The 20,970-nt window shown below is 45.4% G+C and carries 9 protein-coding genes; 2 read left to right on the top strand and 7 right to left on the bottom strand.

Annotation, left to right across the window (positions count from 1 at the left end; genetic code table 11):
- Positions 1 to 19: 19 nt before the first annotated feature.
- A complete protein-coding gene (locus AC3CH3_RS23540) occupies positions 20 to 2,305 on the bottom strand; it encodes a glycoside hydrolase family 9 protein (RefSeq protein ID WP_488539094.1) in 2,286 nt (761 codons plus the stop codon).
- Positions 2,306 to 2,604: 299 nt separating this feature from the next.
- Here AC3CH3_RS23540 and AC3CH3_RS23545 point away from each other — a divergent pair, with 299 nt between their 5' ends.
- Positions 2,605 to 2,862, top strand: coding sequence for a hypothetical protein (locus tag AC3CH3_RS23545; RefSeq protein WP_019825866.1), 258 nt, complete (start codon positions 2,605 to 2,607; stop codon positions 2,860 to 2,862).
- Between the two features lie 161 nt (positions 2,863 to 3,023).
- On the opposite strand, the gene AC3CH3_RS23550 is transcribed toward AC3CH3_RS23545, so the two are convergent.
- The 6 genes from AC3CH3_RS23550 to AC3CH3_RS23575 all read right to left on the bottom strand — a co-directional run bounded on the left by AC3CH3_RS23550 (position 3,024) and on the right by AC3CH3_RS23575 (position 11,215).
- The gene (locus AC3CH3_RS23550; RefSeq protein WP_019825867.1) at positions 3,024 to 3,509 is read right to left on the bottom strand and encodes a hypothetical protein; all 486 of its coding nucleotides are present in this window, start codon (positions 3,507 to 3,509) and stop codon (positions 3,024 to 3,026) included.
- 135 nt (positions 3,510 to 3,644) lie between these two features.
- The gene (gene copI, locus AC3CH3_RS23555) at positions 3,645 to 4,214 is read right to left on the bottom strand and encodes a copper-resistant cuproprotein CopI (protein WP_019825869.1); all 570 of its coding nucleotides are present in this window, start codon (positions 4,212 to 4,214) and stop codon (positions 3,645 to 3,647) included.
- A 106-nt stretch (positions 4,215 to 4,320) separates the two neighbouring features.
- Positions 4,321 to 7,464 (bottom strand): efflux RND transporter permease subunit, encoded by a 3,144-nt coding sequence (locus AC3CH3_RS23560; RefSeq protein WP_488538591.1) that lies wholly within the window; start codon positions 7,462 to 7,464, stop codon positions 4,321 to 4,323.
- A complete protein-coding gene (locus AC3CH3_RS23565) occupies positions 7,461 to 9,200 on the bottom strand; it encodes an efflux RND transporter periplasmic adaptor subunit (protein WP_488538592.1) in 1,740 nt (579 codons plus the stop codon). Before AC3CH3_RS23565 ends, AC3CH3_RS23560 begins: the two co-directional genes overlap by 4 nt.
- Positions 9,201 to 9,211: 11 nt before the next feature.
- The gene (locus tag AC3CH3_RS23570) at positions 9,212 to 10,651 is read right to left on the bottom strand and encodes a TolC family protein (protein ID WP_488539095.1); all 1,440 of its coding nucleotides are present in this window, start codon (positions 10,649 to 10,651) and stop codon (positions 9,212 to 9,214) included.
- Positions 10,652 to 10,750: 99 nt separating this feature from the next.
- Positions 10,751 to 11,215: a hypothetical protein gene (locus AC3CH3_RS23575; RefSeq protein WP_019825877.1), complete on the bottom strand. Its 465-nt coding sequence runs from the start codon at positions 11,213 to 11,215 to the stop codon at positions 10,751 to 10,753.
- A 253-nt stretch (positions 11,216 to 11,468) separates the two neighbouring features.
- On the opposite strand from AC3CH3_RS23575, the gene AC3CH3_RS23580 reads away from it, so the two are divergent.
- Entirely contained in the window at positions 11,469 to 20,969 is a 9,501-nt protein-coding gene (locus AC3CH3_RS23580) for a VCBS domain-containing protein (RefSeq protein WP_488538593.1), read from the top strand.
- Position 20,970: the final 1 nt, after the last annotated feature.

Here is a 20,970-nt window from a genome sequence, read left to right on the forward strand (position 1 = left end):
CTTAATTTAATTGATTACCTCAATCAAGCTGCCCTTCATCTAAAGCAGAAGTAACCCATACTAGCGGCGCATTCCAGTTGATGGTTATCTCGTTTAACGTCCAAGCGCCAATATTATCGCTGTAACACGTTTGTCCAACACACTTGCCTTTCATCACAGCGGCAATAGGATCACTAAAACTTACCGAATTTGGGCCTCCAATTAACGCACCCGGCGCTGGTTTTGGTGAACTTTCATCAGCAGCGTAAGCCCAGAATCGATGATGAGGATTCTCAGCAGGTTTCGTTCCATAACCAGTAACATAAGAGATATTCATCGGGTTACCTCCGAGGATATAATCCATCGCACTTGCGGCCGCTTTGATGTATCGAACATCATTGGAAAAATCGTGAGCGTAAATCAAAAAGATACTTCGGTTTACAAGGTTGGAGTTTGAGCCCCACGAATACTCTTCTACGGTATAAGGAATGTTATAGCCTTCATTGGCAACTTGCTTGGTGTAAGATTCTGCCGTTTTAATGATGTTCTTACGTGCTTGTTCAATAACCTGGCTGTCTAATGAGTTAGGTACCACGGCTAAACTCACGGTGCCCGCAGGCGCAATATACTGCCAATACATATCACCATCCGCACTGATGTTCCCCTTCGGCACTTCAAGATAGTGTGGAGAATCAATCAATACTTTTTTGTAAGCCTCATCATTGGTTGTGATAAAGAGCTCGGCCGCAGCCCAGTATCGTTCATCACTCAATTCGATATCATCATACGGCCCAGAACCGGTGAAGTTGTCGTAAGCATAGATATCTTGATGTTGATTTGCTGCGTTCCACGCTTTGGTCGCTGAATCCAAACATAACTGCGAGAAATCACTGTCGATATCTTTCCAAATACGTGCGCACTGAGCACCAATGGCGGCCAAATTCAATGAGGCCGCTGTCGTCGGATAACCAACATAGCGTTTCTGAGTATCTTTGTGTGGCGGTAATGGCATACCAGTCCAAGACTCATCCGCGATCTTGTGGAATGCCAGCCCTCTCGCGTTAATCTCGGTAAGTTTTAACTGTTTACTGGCAGACTGATTACCAACAGGAACAGCGATAGGCGTGTCAGAGTCAACTTGCATCGCTAACATGAACTCTATGTTCCAGCGAGCTTCAGACAACAGCGGGTTAACGCCATTGGTTGCTTCAGGGATTTTTACTTTACTCTCTGAAAAAGGAAGTGATTTGTTCTCTAAGAACTTCCCTCGCTCGTATAAGTTCAGAAGCGTCCATGTTGAGATGCCACTGTTCACCGTGTATTTACCATGATCGCCTGCATCGTACCAACCACTGGTCGCATCAATACTCAGGTCGCAGCCAGGCCATTTATTTCCCCAACTATCAACTTTATCAAAACATGTTGCCGTATCAGACATATGGCCACCGGGCCTCGCAAGATCCTCACGTTGAACGAACTCTGGCTTTATTTCAATGCCGCTGCGATTTTGATAGAAGTAAGACAACGCATCGAGCTTCAGCTTACTAAAAACATCGTTTCGAATATCGAATGGATAGCTGACATCATCGCCGACCTTGACCGTTAAACCTTTCATCGTGTCTGTATATTTTGAAAGGTTTACTCGGTGAATGTGCTCACCCGACGCTTTATTCAAGCCGAATACTTCTGTTTTACCGAGATCAAGGCTGATCCCTGATTGAGAGACTAATGTCCATTTCAAAGGTGTCGTCGAGGTGTTTTCAACAAAGATATATTTATCGGATTTCGGTAAGAAGCCAACTTGATTGGCTCGAATAGGCATCTTAGTCGCCACTTTTACAAATGGTTTGCCTACGACAGAAACATTGTCTACACAGATGATACCTTCCTTCTGAGCGCCTAGCTGAAACTGGAACTCTGTATCGGCATCACTATCAAGCTCTTGTAAAAAATCAAACGTATAGTTTTGCTTGTCTTCGGACACTCCTACTTCGGTTAGAAAATAGTGCGTATAGGGAGGCCCTTCATGTTGGATCAAGGCTTTCATCTCAGTATCAATATTCGCATATGCATCGAACGATACCTGATATTTTTGACCTTGCTCTAAACCAATACCACTGTGGCCTAAAATGACATCCCAAGAATTCTTTCCTGGGTTTTTTATATCAATACACGCTTCATTACTTTCTGTTGCTATGTTGGCGCCAGCATTCCACCAACCATCCATATTGCCTTTAAAGTGACTATTCCTAATCTGCTCTTCTGCATAAGTTGCTCCAGAAGATAAAATCATGACAACCGCGAGAGATAACGTTCCTTTTTGCATCATTATTCCTTAAAGATGTTTCATATCTCCAAGAAAACTAGCGAAATAGATTCAATAATAGAGCGTTAACATTCGCAAAAAATAGACTCGTAAAAATAAATATTATGATTTCTTGTGATGTTTAACACTAAGGAACAAGCTCATGAATCAATTGCATGGATAGCCAAAACAATATTGTGCTAGTGCTTCTCAATTAAACTCAGATTTCATAAAAGTGCGGGTTTAATAATCTTGGTCAATATCCAAAAAAGCAGTTGTGTTAATGTGCGCGCATTAGCAACAACCAAAAATAATTAAAAATGTTTAAAAGCAATGAGTTAACAATAAACATAGAAGCAATCAATATCGCACTGTCAAAAGTCGAAAATGCGAACAAAATTCAGCTTAATACGTTGAAAGGTTATGTGAGCCGCGAACCAGAACAGGCCGTGCTTGCGTTTCGTTCTTTGAATGAAGTGGAATCGATCGACGACAAGCTTAAGAAGATCATGTCAGAGCTACCACACCTCAGTGGCGAAGCTCATCATCTGCTTGAAACTTCTATCTTGCTACAGTGATTCTAGCTACAGATAAGCCTCAGCCAATACAAGTTAGTTCATGTATTCCTGGACAGGTTGAGACTTATCTTTAACTGGTCACAGCATTTAATCAATGACTTAGCGGTCACACAAAGCTGTTCTGATTGGTTGAAATGAATAGGTGATGTAAGGCCCTCGCATTACTCCCAAAAGTTCCACCACTTTTTGCTGTTTTCTTCACGCTGCTGTTGGCCTTTTTCTGACCCTTTTCCTTCTTCTTTACGCTCTTGTTCCGCTTTCTTTTCTTTCTGCTTTTCTAATCCCGACTTTTCTTCGTCATTATCCATATCATCTTTAAGCTTTTCTTTCTTATCCTTGAGCTTCTCTTTACTCTCTTCGAGGGCTTCTTTCTCGTCTTCCAAATCGTCGAGCTCTTTATCTAGCTTCTGCTTATCTTTTTTATTCTTACTTTTTTTGGCTTTCTTCTTTTTCTCTTCGATCATTGAATCAAGCTGCTTCTCACGATCGTTAATTTCGCCTTCAACTTTTTTTGCCTCAGCGAACGTTTTGACTTCTTCTAAATTGGGCTTACCTTTACCAGCCCACTCAGGTTTAGCAGCAATGCTGTAATTAGACCATGATAGTAAAGCACTTGATACGGCAACGACGAGTACTGTTTTGTTCATCCTTAAACTCCTACTTACTTGTTCTAACTAAAAATTTTTTCTATTTACCTATTAAACTTAATCGTCTAATACGAGAAAAACAAGAAAACGCACCAAACTAATCAATATAAGTCTGGTGCGCTTTATTAATCGATACTACAACTCAATTTTTTTCAGCATACCCGCTTCAGCATGACCTGGGATATTGCACGCAAACTCTACGTTGTTGTCGCCATGAAAATGCCATAGCAATTGCTTCGCTTTACCGGGCTTTACCGTCACTGTACTGCCTGAGTCATGAGCGTGATTACCCATGTTTTTCATCATTTCACGGTGCTCTAATTGCTCTGATGCAGAACCAATCGAGAATTCATGATCAATCTTGCCTGTGTTCATCACAACGAACTGCACCACGTCGTTCGGCTCAATTTCAACCTTGTTCTTAAATGTGATTTTCATATCGTCACTTAGTAAAACATGAACCACCTTATCCGGCTTTGCGCCTGTCGCAGGCATACCGACTTCAGACATGCCTTCCATATTCATCATTGAATGGTCCATCTTTCCATCCTCCATCATGCTGTGGTCCATTTGGGAATGATCCATCTCTCCACTCTTCATCATCGAGTGATCCATATTTGAGTGGTCCATATTTGAATGGTCCATTTCAGCAAAAGCCGTTGCAGTAGTTAACGTCAGTGCAATCGCAATAAGTGTCTTTTTCATGATCGTTCCTTAGATTAATTCAGTTATTTATTTGTTAGTTTCACATGTTCATGTGGTACGCCCTTACTCACTCTGTTTTGGTAAGTAAGGGCTAATAATCAGTACGTTATTTGTTTGTCTCGTTTTGGCTGTGGGTAATCTCACGCTGTTTCCAGAGCTTAAAGATTGCAGGCAACACCAGTAGAGTAAGCAACAATGCAGATGCCATTCCGCCTATCATCGGCGCGGCAATTCGCTGCATCACTTCAGACCCCGTTCCCTCGCCATACATAATTGGAATGAGACCAATGATCACAGTGAGAACCGTCATCATCACAGGGCGTACACGCAGCCCTGCCCCTTCACGAATAGCATCTGTGAGATCAGCTTGTTGAAGTGTTTGTTGTTTCTGCTCTGCATCGAGCTTTTTGTAGTGCCATGCTTGGTTTAGGTAGACCAACATGATCACACCTATCTCGACAGCTACCCCGGCAAGCGCGATAAAGCCCACACCTACCGCAATGGAGAAGTTGTAATTGAGGAGATGCATCAGCCATAGGCCACCAACCATAGCGAGTGGCAATGTCAGCATGATCATCATCACCTCACCGACACGGCGGAAGCTTAGGTAGAGCAACAACATAATGATGGCGATGGTGATTGGCACAACGACACTCAAACGCTCCTTCGCACGCTCCATGTATTCATATTGACCAGACCATGCCAGTGAATAGCCAGCAGGCAAGACGATTTGATCGGTGACTATCTTTTGCGCCTCTGCCACGTAAGAACCAAGATCACGCCCTTCGATATCAACAAACACCCAGCCATTAGGACGAGCGTTCTCCGTCTTAATCATTGGAGGCCCGTCTTCGTAACGAATATCCGCGACATCCGAGAGAGCGATACGCGCACCGTTTGGTGTCACTAACGGCAGGTTCTGCAACTTAACGACAGAATCACGATAGCTTTGTGGGTAACGAACGTTGATTGGGTAACGTTCTAGCCCTTCTACGGTTTCACCCACGTTCATTCCTCCGATCGCAGTCGAGATAACCTGTTGCACTTCTTTAATGCTCAAGCCATATCGCGCAGCAGAGCGTCGTTTAATGTCTATCGTCACATAACGACCACCCGCAACACGTTCGGCATATACCGAAGCAGTGCCACTAACCTTGTTGAGGATGGGTTCAAGTTGCGAACCAATATCTTCAATAACGCTAAGCTCCGGGCCAGCGATTTTGATCCCAATTGGGGTTTTGATACCAGTCGCTAACATATCAATACGGGTTTTGATTGGCATAACCCACGCATTGGTCAAACCAGGGAACTGAATCAGATCATCGAACTCTTTACGCAGAGACTCTGTAGTGACGCCGTCACGCCACTCGTCTCGTGGTTTAAGCTGAATTACGGTTTCAATCATGGTTAACGGTGCAGGATCGGTTGCAGTCTCTGCTCGACCAATTTTGCCCCACGTGGTTTCGACTTCTGGGATGGTTTTGATGAGCTTGTTGGTTTGTTGCAACAACTCACGAGCCTTACCTATTGAGATGCCCGGATACGTAGTTGGCATGTACATCAAATCCCCTTCGTCCAAAGGAGGAATGAACTCGCTACCAAGCTTACTGGTTGGGTAATAAGCAGACGCCATTAAGCCAAGTGCGATAACAATCATCACCTTTGGATATTTTAGGCTGAGGTTTAGAAGCGGTTTGTACATCGCCACTAGGCTACGGTTTACTGGGTTTTTATGTTCAGGTAGCACGTTACCGCGAATGAAATAACCCATTAACACAGGCACAAGCGTGATTGCCAAACCGGCTGCTGCGGCCATCGCATACGTCTTGGTAAACGCAAGTGGCGAGAACATCTTGCCCTCTTGGCCTTCTAACGCGAACACAGGCACAAAGCTCAAGGTAATGATGATGAGCGAGAAGAACAGCGGTGCACCAACTTCTTCTGCTGCCTTACCAATCACTTGCCAACGGTTTTTATCAGTGAGCGGAGTCCGTTCAATGTGTTTATGAACGTTCTCGATCATCACTATGGCACCATCGACCATGGCACCAATCGCAATCGCGATACCACCGAGAGACATGATATTGGCGTTAATGCCCTGCCAATGCATCACAATGAATGCACCTAAAATACCAACAGGTAAACTCAGCGCGATAACCAGTGATGAACGAATATGGAAGAGGAACAGCGCACACACAATCGCAACCACGAAGAACTCTTCTGCCAGCTTCTTCCATAGGTTTTCAACCGCAGAATCAATCAAGGTTGAACGGTCATAAGTCGCGACAATCTCGACACCATCAGGTAAACCAGCTTGCAGTTCAGTGAGCTTGGATTTCACCGAGTCGATCACTTCACTGGCATTTTCACCAAAGCGCATCACAATAACACCACCGACAGCTTCACCCTCTCCGTTGAGTTCAGAGATACCACGGCGCATCTGCGGGCCAAGGTTAATGTCAGCAATATCACCCAATAGCAGCGGAGTACCTTTGTCCGTCACTTTTAGCGGCAGAGATTGAATATCTTCGATGCTTGTGAGGTAACCGGTTGTACGAACCATGTGCTCGGCTTCCGCAATCTCGACAACAGACGCACCGGTTTCTTGATTACCATCTTGGATTGCCTTGTTGACTTGCTGAAGCGTTAGGTCATAAGCACGTAATTTGGCAGGATCAATCTGTACTTGATACTGCTTCACCATGCCACCGACAGTCGCGACTTCAGACACACCCTCAACGGTTTGCAGTTCATACTTCAAGAACCAGTCTTGCAGGCTACGAAGCTCTGCTAAGTCGTGCTTACCGGTTTTATCTTGCAGTACATAGCTGTAAACCCAGCCCACACCGGTTGCATCCGGCCCTAGTGTTGGCTTGGCATTCGATGGCAAGTTAGGTGCGACTTGGCTTAAGTACTCCAACACTCGTGAACGCGCCCAATACATATCGGTATCGTCATTGAAGATGATATATACATAGGAATCACCAAAGAACGAGTAGCCACGAACTGTTTCAGCACCCGGTACAGCTAACATGGCGGTGGTCAATGGATAGGTCACCTGATCCTCGACCACCTGTGGGGCTTGACCCGGATAACTGGTTTTGATGATTACCTGAACATCTGACAAATCAGGAATGGCATCGACAGGTGTATTTTTAACGCTGTATAAACCGCCAAATACGATGGCGACAGTGGCAACCAGCACTAAGAAACGGTTGCTAATAGACCAGCGAATAATTGCATTGATCATAGTTCGCCCTCACCCGTGCTATTCGTCGGTTCGAGAGATTTGAGCACATAATCAGAACCTTGCTTCGCCACTAGAAACCGAATGGTTTGACCCTCGGCAAACTCAGATAAATCAAGGTCATCACTGGCTTGGAAATTCATTTCACCCGCTTTCCAATTCCACTCAGGGACTGGCTGATGTTTTACAGTGATCATGCCAAAATCTGCCATCAACATGGTGATGTCACCCGTTACCCAAACTTCGCCGGCGATCTTGTGTTTGTTGACCTTGTAATCAACAACCTCGTACTGCCCTGACTCTGTCTTTCTCATCTCAAAATCAATCGCCTTACCACGTTTCACGTCACTCATGTCTAAGCCTTCCGCAAAGGTGAAATTCATCACCATACCCGGCCAATCCCATTCAGGAACAGGCTGATGGTTAATTGTCACCATGCGACTGCCTTGCATAACATCGGAAATTTCGCCATTTGCCCACACGGTTTCATCTTCTTCCTCAACACCATTGATGCGTGACAGATCCGCTGATTGGCTCGATTCAGAATCCAACATGAAGTGCGCAGAAGTGACAATACTCTCACCTTGCTCTAGCCCTTGAAGCACCTCTATTTTTTCGCCAGCTTCACGACCAACCTCAATACGAGCAGAGCGATACTTGCCAGAACCTTCTGACATCACCACTCGAGTCATACCACCGGAGTGAATCACCGAAGATCTTGGGATAGTAAGAACCGCTTCATCACTAATGGGTTTCAGCGCAATATTGGCAAACATATTTGGCTTAAGCTCGCCATTTGGGTTGGAGAACTTCAAACGAACGCGCAAGGTTCGAGTTTTTGGGTCAAGGATTGGGTACACGTAATCGACATTACCCAACCACTCTTTGCCGGGAATGGCATCTAGCGTCATCACCGCATTGCTGCCTGACGAGATCCAACGCGCTTGGCGCTCAAACACCTCTGCATCAACCCATACTTCGCCTAATGGGCCAGCACTGATCACCGCTTGTGCAGGTGAAAGATAACCACCTTCTCGGATATTCAGGCTTGCGATGACACCATCAGCTGGCGCTTTGACTTCAATGGTTTGTGAGGCTTTGCCTTTGCGCGTAATAGCGCGGATTTGCGTCTTATCAACACCCAAGGTAATTAAGCGTTCAGTCGAGCCTTTGATCAAACCTTTACGACCCGTTTTATAAGCACTGATCAACTCTTCTTGTGCTTTAACAAGCTCTGGAGAATAGAGTGTGAAAAGCACATCACCTTTGTTTACCTTCTCACCCACAGCGTTGATGTAGAGCTTCTCAACCCAACCAGCTGCTCTTACGTTGGTTTGCCACAATGTACTTTCATCGAACGCCACATAACCCACGGTTTCAATCCGAGGAGACAGCGCTTCGAACTTAACTTTCGCTGTTTTGACACCCAGATTATTTTCTACCGACGAATCAATGAACACGGTACCGGGCTCATCTTTAACACCACTTGAGTCATCCGCGTAAACAGGGATTAAATCCATCCCCATAGGTGACTGACCCGGCTTGTCTCGCTGATAATTTGGGTCCATCGGAGCCACCCAATACAGAGGTTCATCCTTGGCCTGTTTACTGACATCTGCGCCTGTACTCGTTGCCATTGCTGACATGTCGTGTGCTGGATTAATTAGAAAATGGTTCACACCAAAACCCAATGCACCACCGACCAATAAAGCGATTGTTGCTACTTTTACTGAACTCATTGTCTATTCCCTTATTGATTGGTTGTGTGTTTAGTTGCGCTTGAATTGAGTTGTGGTTGGTTTACTTGGTATTCAAAGCCACTGACTAACGCCGCCAGTTTGCTGTTAACGATGTTGAGATCGGTGATCAAACGTTGTTGCTCTAACTTAAGCGCCAGCTCATCGGTCGTTGCTAAAATGACATCGTTAAACTGGGCGGTATTGTTTTGATAGCCCCTCTCAACCGCGCTGATTCGTGCTGCGGTCTGAGGAAGCAAGGACGTTTGATAGCGATCTAATCGCTGGATCAGATTTGATCTGTCCACCAGCAATGCGTTCACTTGCGCGTTCATTTGAGAAAGTAAGGTGTCTTTTTGAGATTTAGCCGCACCAACTTGATACTGAGCAGCCGATAAGTTTTTATCTTGTCGGTTCCCTGTAAACAGCGGGATGTCGACTGTCAGATAAGCACTCACCAGATCAGAAGCTGGTTCACCCGCCATGTTATTGGCTTGACGGTGTGCATACATCACTTCCACCCCAAACTGCGGGGTATAAGCTTGCTCAGCTAACTCAACCTGAGTTTGATTAGAGGAAATACTGACATCGGAGATCTTAACCAAAGGATGGTCAGTCAGTAGCTGGTAGTGCTTAGTTGAGTCGATATTGGTCGCTAATTTGCTTTCCAACAACGACCAATCGATTTGGTTAGTTGCATTCAGTGTGCCCTGAGAGTCAAGAACCTGAGAGCCTAACCAATCAGATCCCAACCACTCAGAAAGCTGGGAGATTAAGCGGCGCCGAACTTGCTGGTTTGCCTGAAGTTTCTCATCAAGCTTGCTCACTTGAAGCTGAGCATTAAGCAGATCTTGCGCTTCACTTTTACCAATCGAGTAATTGGTTTGTACATAGTTTTCAAGCTCAACCAACAAACGACGATTTTGACGAATCACCAACTCAGCCTTTTGCTGATAACCTAACTCAAGCCAAAGCTGCGTCATGCTATTCGCAACCGTCAATTCTCTTGCTTGCACCTGCAAAGCTAACGCATCTGCCTGTTGGCCTGCCTTTTTCTGTTGGAGGTTAAGCGTATCGCCACGCTCAAACTGCTGCATCAACCCTACCGATATATTGGTCATCGGGTCTTCGTCGAATTGAAAGCTATCGACAGGCAAACCGCCAAATCCAACTTTCAATTTCGGGTCCATTAAGGTCGAGCTAGCAATGCCCGTTTCTCGCATCGCTTGAGACTGAGCAAAGTACTGTTTGCGATTTCCATCTTCGCTTAAAGCAATCTCAATCAGTGTATTGAGTTGCTGCGTCGAGCTTGCTTGGTCATGTGCTGAAATGTGTTGAGCATTTGAAGCTGACGCTGTGGTAGCCGCGAGCGTAGCACTTGAAAACAAGGCCACAGGCAAAGCAGCAACCACTAAGCTCGTGTTCATGACAAACACAGAGGTTGTTGGTTTCATATTCACAATGAATGTCCATATCTAGCGCTAATTAGCGCATAAAAAAGAATGGCTTATCAGATTTATCTAACTGATAGAGCTGTATTTTTAGATATAGATTTATGCGGAAGGTGGGCGTAGCAAAGATTGAGCGCGTGCGACTTTCTGGCCAATCGTGACCGATTGAAAACGAGCTAATGAAAAGGAAAGTTGATCAACGGCTTGAACAGCCTGAATTGGATAGGGACTTGCAGAACACATTGAGGCACAGCAATCGGAACTCGAACAATGGTTACCCATCATCGGACTGCCGTCTTCGCTCATTGAAGACATATCGAATTGAGCCATCAAAGCATGGGCACTCATGTTAGAGTCTTCAGCGTGTACTTCTTCACTCATCACATGACACCCTGCCATTGAATCATTAACCGAAGTATCGCTGTGGTAACAAGCCGACTTGCTCGACCCCATTTCCATCATCATTACTTCAGTCATCATGGCTGAAGAGCTTGAGGCATAGCTAGACATCAACATCGCAATGATGCTGAAAACAATAATCCAAGTTTTTCGGAATGTGTTTGTCATAGCTTACCTTTGAATTTACAACGCAACTATAAACGTTCCCCTTAGGGTAAGGTCAAGCTAGTTGAGCATTATCTTTAACTAATCGACGAAATTTTTAACTAATTGACCAAGGATTATTCAACACGCCTTACACTAAAGTGAGAGAGTCGTTTGATTTAAGGAAATTTTCTTTAAAAATTATCTGATTACCTCGCGAAACCTCTATATGTGTATTTTACTTAAGAGAATGCAACCAAGATTCACGGATGAGAAAATGGCTAAAAACAACAACGTCGAAACACATAAGAAAAATACAAAAATAGAGAATGAAAAAAGCAGCGAGCTAAAGCCAAAAGAAACAACAAAAAAGAAAAAGCTCAGACTGCATTCACACCTGAGGGTTAACATCCCACTCTTCCAATCTCTCATGATGATCTTACCATCATTGGCAAAGCATGCTGAAGCTACCGAGGAGTCAGGTCATACTGCCCATGACAACGATTTAACAACGACAAATAGTGTTGCAGATGAAACCATCGTCGATAAACACGTAGGTGCAACTCCCTTAGAAGCTGCTCATCCAAACACTCAAACAAATGAGAACCAAGAAAGCCCGAATACCAATGAAAGTCAGATCCCTCACGGGGCAAACACGCATTTAGTTCCTTCTCACCACCTATCAACGCTTTCACACCCGCAGGTTCATTACATACCTTCAGTCTCCATGCCAACCATTTCAGCAGGAGGTAACGGTCAGCCAACTCATTCAAACACGCCTCCTACACCAACTACACCCGTCACTTTTACTCCAGAAGTGATCAAGGGGACGTACGGAGAGCTTCATGTCGATGTAAACGGCCAATACACGTTCGTTCTAAACCCCAACTCACCTCAATACATCTTGCTGAATCAACACCAACAAGGTACTGATCACTTTGCGTTACACCTATCTAATGGTGCGAGCATCGTTGTTCAGATACCGGTAACGGGTAAACAAGATTTGCCAAGTATTTCTGGTGATTTAACTGGGGTCGTTACCGAAGATCACAATATCGATTCACAAGGTTTACTCCATGCGAATGGTAAAATTGACGTCGTTGACCCTGACCAAAATGAAAGTTCAGTAACACCAGAAGTTATCTCAGGTAAATATGGCTCATTAACCATAGACGCGAATGGACACTGGCAATATCAGGTAAACAACTCGCTTTCTAACGTTCAAGCGTTAACTGGGGCGACATCACTGCATGAAAACTTCACAATCCACACTAAAGATGGTACGCCACAAACCATTGATATGACCATTGGTGGTAACGATGACAATGCGGTTATCACCGGTATGGACGCAGGCTCGGTTATAGAAGATCTAACAACACAAGTACAGGGCCAGCTTTCAGTAACAGATCCAGATCTTGGAGAAGACCATTTTCAAGCGTCTCAAATTAATGGTCATTTGGGGACATTAACCATCGACAAAGATGGTGCGTGGACTTACGACCTCGATAACACCAATCCTACCGTGCAAGCCTTGGGCAAAGGCGCTACTGCAACAGACATTATCACGGTTCATTCCGCTGACGGAACTGCACATCAAGTCACTATTACTATTAATGGTACCAATGATTCGGCTGTGATCACCAATAACACAGGAGGTTCACCAAATTCATTCTTCGTTGTTGGAAAAAGTCCCCACTTAGATCAAGTTATTGAAGATCATAAGCTCACGGTTTCAGGAAAATTAAGCATCAGTGATATCGATGCAAAAGAAGCGCATTTCTCCAATACCGATGTTGCAGGTACCCTAGGCACACTCCACCTCAAAGACAATGGTGCATGGACTTACGATCTGGATAACACCAATCCAGCAGTACAAGCCTTGGGCAAAGGCTCGTCAACAACAGACATCATGACCATCCACTCTGCCGACGGTACACCACATCAAATTACTATCATTATCAATGGCACCAACGACAGAGCCGTCATTGGTGGCACAAGTTCCGGCGCAGTAACGGAAGAAACTCAACTTCAAACGTCCGGTGCATTGACGATTACTGATGTCGATACCGGTGAAGCGCACTTCTCCAATACTGATGTTGCTGGTGCTTTAGGCACGCTCCACCTTAAAGATAATGGGGCTTGGACTTACGATCTCGATAACACCAACCCAACCGTGCAAGCCTTGGGCAAAGGCGCGACGGCCACTGATACGATTACCGTGCATTCGGCAGACGGCACGCCACATCAAATCACAGTTACAATTAATGGTACCAATGACCGCCCTACTATCTCAGGTACCTCAAGTGGCGCAGTGATCGAACAGGGCTTGAGTACGGCAGGAAACCCCGATGCGACCGGGAGCTTAATCGCGACTGATATAGATAAGTCCGACACCGTTACGTGGGCAATCAATCAACCCCAAGGTCAATGGGGAACGCTGTCGATTGATCAGCATGGTCATTGGCACTATCAGCTAGACAATTCAACCGGCGGTGCCGCGGATAAACTCGCGGCTGGTGAACATCAGTCTGAATCATTCTGGATCACCGCTACCGATTCAACAGGAGCGACAGTCCCTCATAAAGTCGTTATCGATGTGCAAGGTAGCAACGACAAACCAATTGTCAGTGCGTGGACTCAGCTTCCTGCGGGTAAAGAGGATCAACCCGTAACCATCAAGGCTTCTGACTTGCTAACACATGCAAGCGATCTGGATAGTAGCGATGTATTGCACGTGACAAATCTGCAAGCGACACACGGTAGCCTGACTGATAATAAAGATGGCACTTATACCTTCACGCCAGATATAGATTTCAATGGTGAGATTCGACTCACCTATGATGTGGTTGACGGCCATGGTGGTAGCGTCAGCACTCAAGCTAAGTTTGATCTTACCGCAACTCCAGATAACGCGATTATTACCGACGCACAAACCAATGCAGGCTTACGGGGAGTAACTGAAGATCGTGGCTATATAGATACCCACTATCAACTGCATTACGACGGCAGATTAAACATCCAAGACCCTGATGCGGGAGAAGCTCAATTTGATCCAAATATTGGTCAGCAAACCTATCAAGGTATTGGCTACGACACCAAGCTCGGTGGGCACATACTGCTCATGCGCGATGGTCATTACACCTATACGCTCGACAACCGCAACATACAGAACTTAGCGCAAGGGGAAGTTAAACACGATTCAGCCGTTATACGCTCAGCAGATGGTACAACACACACGATAGAACTAACGGTTCATGGTACCAACGATGCCCCTACCATCAATGCACAGTCCCTCTCAGTGACTGAAGGTGGAAGCGTTCTAAGTGGACAAATGGTTGGCCAAGATATTGATACCGGTGCGGCCTTGACTTACAGCGCACCGCAGATTGATGGCTTGGTGGTTAATCCGGATGGCAGTTATAGCTTCAACCCTGCTCACTCTAGCTATCAGTCGTTAGCATCAGGTGTCATGAAGACATTGACTGTTCCAGTAACAGTCACAGACGAACATAATGCGAGCAGCACTCAAAACCTCTCAATTACGATTACAGGAGTTAATAATTCTGCCGTTATCGGTGGTGTCGACACGGGTGATGTAACCGAAGGTAATGCTGGACAGGATATGTCCCCAGATTATGCTCAACCGGGTATGGCTCACTTAGTACGAAGTACCATTAGAGCCAGTGGCAAGCTTTCTATTTCAGACACAGATACAGGAGAGGCGGAGTTTGATACACACGGACTTGGCTTTAATTACTCAGGTCAATATGGAGACCTACTTCTTCGCAAAGATGGAACTTGGTTTTATCACGCTGATACGGGGCAGATTCGTAGCACTGGTGGTCTAACAAGCACCCGAGGAACAGCCATCGACCAGCTTGGTGAAAATCAAACTCTGACTGACACGATTACCGTATATTCTAAAGATGGTACATCGCACGATATTGTCATTACGATTCACGGTAGCAACGACCAACCTTACTGCGCATCTGAAGTACAGCTCAATTCAGGCAAGGAAGACCTAGCTCAAACCATCACAGCAACCGAGCTAATCGCGAATACTGTTGACGTAGACGCCAACGATGCAGGTAAGCTCACTATCGCTAATTTGCATGCTGACCATGGCTCGATTCAAGACAATCACGATGGAACCTTCACCTTCACTCCAAGCCACAATTACAACGGCAGCGTCCACTTCACCTACGATGTGAAAGACGCGCATGGTGGCGTTACTGCAACAGGCGCGAATTTACATTTACAAGCAACTGGTGATGCTGCGACTATTACTGGAGTTGATCACGGAAATGTGACAGAAGATCGTGGTTATATCGATACACAATATAATCTTCATTTTGATGACAAATTAGATATTGTAGACCCCGACCAAGGTGAAGCTCAATTTGATATTCAAAGAGGGCACACCTATCACGGAATTGGCTATGATACAAAAATGGGTGGGTGGGTACTTTTACAACAAGATGGTGCTTATACTTATACAATTGATAATCGTAAACCAGAAATTCAAAATCTTGGGTCAACAGAGACTCTTGTCGATAAGGTGACGATCCACAGTGTCGATGGAACAAGTCATGAAATTCAGATCACAATCCACGGTACAAATGATGACCCTAAGGTTTCTGCGGTAACAACTCTTCCTGCAGGAACTGAAGATACAGATGTCGTTCTACACGCTTCTGATTTACTCGCCAACGCTACAGACATCGACCACAATGATGTAGGGAAGCTCTCTGTAGCAAATCTTATCGCTGATCATGGCAATATCACCGATAATCACGACGGAACCTTCACCTTTCACCCGAGCCAAGATTACAATGGGAAAGTCTCTTTTACCTATGATGTGCAGGATGCACATGGTGGAAGTGTCTCTACATCAGCCTCAATAACTCTCGCTCCTACCCGTGATTCTGCTGTAATTTCTGGCGATAATACCGGAACGATTATTGAAGATCATAATGTTGGTCACAGTTCATTACATCCTGTCGCTGCATCGGGTTTGTTGAGGGTAACTGATCCTGATGCAGGGCAAGACCATTTTCAGGTAAACCGATTGTTAGGAGAACAGGCGATACACGACCCCTTTGGTGGATTTTTGCGCATAACACCAAATGGTGCTTGGGGGTACGCAGTAGCCAACAGTCGCTTGCAATCATTAGCTGAAGGTGAAGTAGAAAAGGTTGTATATCGTGTTTATTCTGCAGACCATACTGCCCACGATATAACAATAACGGTTACAGGCACCAATGATCGACCGACCATCACTGCGACAACACTTGCACATGGCACTGAAGATACACACTATCAAATGCAGTCGAGTCAGTTCGGATTCACCGACATAGATACAGGCGATACGCTGAACTCAATCGCGATCACTGACCTGCCACCAGCGACTCAAGGTAAGTTTGTACTCGATGGACACGACATCACTGCTGGTCAGAGCATTGCAGCCTCCGATATCGCTAAGCTTCAGTTCATCCCCACTCCAAATTTTAACGGTGATGTTCAATTCAAATTTACTGTAAATGATGGACATGAAGATTCGTTAGAGGCTACCAATATACTTCATATTGATGCGGTTGGAGATAAAGCCGTTATATCAGGTGTCGATACTGGCGATGTCTATGAAAACAAAAACCCTGATATGTCGCCAGACTTTGCCCAACCAGGCATAGCGCATTTAACTAATAGTATGATTCATGTTGAGGGACAACTAACAATCATCGATCCAGATACCGGTGAGAATAGTTTTGATTCTAAAGGTATTGGTTATACCTATCATGGAAAATATGGCCATTTGATTCTTAATACTGATGGAAAATGGTTTTATGGTGTTGCAACTGGCACTGCTGATGTAAATGGTGGATTGACAACAAAAGTAGGATCGACGATTGATCAACTTGGTGCAAATGAGACTCTCACTGATACGATAACGATACAAAGTAAAGACGGTACTACACATGATATTGTTATCACGATACATGGTGACAACGATAGGCCTTATTGCAGTAGTGAAGTACAACTTAATAGTGGTAAAGAAGACACACAAGTAACGCTGACGGTTCAAGAGCTTCTTGTCAATACTATCGACGTAGATGCAAATGACGTAGGTAAACTTTCCATAACAAATCTGTTAGTTGATCATGGTTCTGTTGTTGACAACAAAGATGGCACCTACACCTTTACTCCAACCAAAGACTATAACGGACACGTTCATTTTAGCTATGACGTAACCGATGCTCATGGTGGTGTTACTCATACTGGCGCGTCTACCACGCTATTATCGAGCAATGATGCTGCCACCCTGCAACCGACACTCGCCTCCAACTTTGTAACTGAAGATCATCTCAAATCGGGAACAAGCACCAACGAGTTATGGTCAGGTTGGAAAAACCTCGATATTCAGGATATTGACTCGCCATCAGAAGCAAAAGTTACTCAAATAGAGGTCAACGGCGTTAAGCATACGGTACCAGCAAACTTCGCGATGAACCTCGCAGGCGCACACGGTACCTTCAACTTCACTCATTCAACCGATGGCCACGACAAGTGGAGCTACAGTGCAGATAATAGTCACGCTGAAGTTCAATCACTGAGCCATGGCGATTCTCTGACTGATACGATCACTTTGATCACCGCAGATGGAACACGAATCCCGCTGACAGCCAAAATCTTAGGCACAGATGATCATGTGATTATTGATACGCCTGACGCATTAACGGCTGCACTGGGAACGGCTATTGAGGACAAGGTTACGTCTATTTCAGGCACCCTACTTGCGCACGATTCCGATAGTAAAGATTCCGTCACCTTTACTGCAGGTAACTCTGTTGGAACTTACGGTACCCTTCATGTGGATAGCAATGGGCAATGGCATTATGACCTAGACCACTTCAAGGCCAATGCGCTACAACAAGGTGAGACCAAGGCAGAAGGCTTTGATATCACAGCGATATCTACTGACGGCTCAACCGCAACCAAACATATTGAAGTGTTGGTACAAGGAAATGATGATGGGGCGATCATTTCAGGCCAAGACTCGGGACAGGTAACTGAAGACAAGCATTTACAAACATCGGGAAACCTCACCGTTACTGATCCGGATAGTGGAGAGGGTCATTTTACTGCGACATCAGGTTCAACCCAACTTGGTACCTATACCATAGATGCATCTGGTCATTGGACGTATTCACTTGATCCTCGTGTTCAATCTTTGCATCAGGGAGAAACAACACCCGATGTATTTACTGTGCATAGTGCTGACGGTACAGCGCATGTGATAAAAGTGACCATTACTGGAACCCAGGATGCCCCAATAATCACGGGGCAAAGTACAGGGGCTGTTTACGAAGACTCTCAAACCTCTGTCTCTGGAACACTAAATGCTGATGATAAAGACTATGGACAGAGTGGGTTTTGGGCACAGAGTCATATCGCGAGTACGCATAATTTGGGCGATCTCTCAATTGATCAAAATGGCTACTGGACGTTTCATCTTGATTCTACAAATCCGGCCGTAAATTCTCTAGGAGAGCATGACACAATTCAAGAGACGGTGACGGTGAATACTATTGATGGTACCTCGAAAGTGATTCAAATAACCATTCATGGTACAAACGATGACCCCGTTTTATCGGTAACCCAAACAACTCCAACAACAGGAACACTGACCGAAACTGATGTTGACGTGAACGACACTCATACCTTCTCTGTCGTCAATTCAACCGGTCAATTCGGTACACTATCGGTCGATCCAGATTCGGGCGCGTATATATATACAGCCAATGGTTCGGTTGCTGGAATGAGTTATAACGCGGCGACGCACACATACCACGGTACCGATGTGTTTGAAGTAAAAGTAGCTGACAATCACGGTGGGGAGTCGTCGAAGTTCATCACTTTTGATCCCAACGGTCATGTTTCAGTTGTGCCAGGGCAATCACCGACGATTTCAACCTCTGTGCCTTCTAATCCACTGGTCACGACCACACAACCAAGTTTGCCGATTGGGACAAACACTCCACCAAACAATGCAGTCACTGTCGATTTAGCGGCATCGAGTGATACTGGCACCTCTGATACCGATAACCTCACTAAAGACAGTACGCCGACAATCACCGGACACACGGACATTCCTTACTCACAAGTCACCATCTATGATGGCTCCAAACCTATTGGGCATGCGGTCTCTGATGGCTCGGGGCAGTATAGTGTGGCGGTAAGCAGCTTATCGAATGGCGATCATAATCTATCCGCTAAAGCAGTCGCTCCTTCGTCAGTGATGTCTGCAACTTCTTCGCCTCTGTCTGTCCATATAGATACGCAAGTACACGTCGGTATTCAAACAGACCCGATTACCGCCGACAATGTGATTAATGCTCAAGAATCCAACAGCTCCATTGACATCACCGGTTCCGTTTCTGGCGATTTTAATACAGGCGACATTGTGACTTTAGATGTAAATGGGACACAGCATACTGGCGTGGTCGATGCAAAAGGACACTATTCAATTGCCGTACCTGGCAGTGAACTCATCGCCGATGCTGACCAAAAAATAGAGGCATCAGTAGCGGTAACAGATACCGCAGGTAATAGCGCTCATGCCACTGCAGATGTTACTTACCAAGTCGATACACAGGTTAGCGTTCCTACGATTACTTTTGAAAACGCAGGGGCAGACAACTTATACAGTAAAGCTGAAATCGCCCGAGGACAGGCAAACACGATCACAGCAACCGTTACGCCTCCTAGTGATGCCAAAATCGGTGAGCATCTTGTCGTTAACGGTCAGGATCATGTATTAGATGCTCACACTCTTCAGCATGGAATACAAATTGAAGTTCATCCCGGTTCTAATGTACAAGCAACAATGACTGACGAACACGGCAATACCGCAGGTAGCCAAGGTTTCGCTGCAAGCGCTATTCCTGAACCTATCATTGTCAGACCACCATCGGGAAGCCACCAAGTATCTGGCACGCTTGGGGTTCCACCACTATTACCATCGTTAACTCCGGTACCAACAGCACAAAGCGGTTGGCGAATCCATTTACCTAACGGACAGTACGTCACTAGTCATCATGGCCAATACGGGACATTAACTATTGACCCTCAGACTGGTCATTTACATTATCAAGAGCAAGCCCAAGTTCACACGGGCCCTCATGGCAGCGCTTCTGGTATAGGTCAACATGAAGATAAATTTGAAGTGGCATTGCAAGGGACAAATCAAGATGAAGTTGTCGCCCATGTGAATATCCAGATACTCAGTCATGGGCCAGGGCATAGTGGCAAACTTACGGTTGGGACAGAGGTCGTTGATATGACGATAACACCAATTGTCCACGCATCTCACCCTGCTCCACCTCCACCACCGCCAGTTCAGCATGACGAGCCCGAGCTCGCCTCTCACGAGGATTTCACGTTTACTGTAAGTGAATACACTTCTCTAGATTTATCTCAGCATGAGCATGCTCACCAGGAGTCAGACCAGAAAACTGACCACCATGGTGCTGCGGCTTATTTGGATGCCCTAGGTATTCAGCCGAATGCATCACCTACCACCGGGCACGATCAACCTGCAGACATGGACATCGTGCTTGCACAAGTCGACCAGCAACATGCCGTAGGTTACGATCAAGCACATTTGGATATGTCGGATGCACTTGAACATCATGATGCAGCCAATAACCATAACCAAGATGACGAACACCATCATCACAACGACGTAGATGGGCTACCGGACATTGATCCTAATAGTTAAC

The organism is Vibrio sp. QJM3NY_35 (assembly GCF_057785915.1).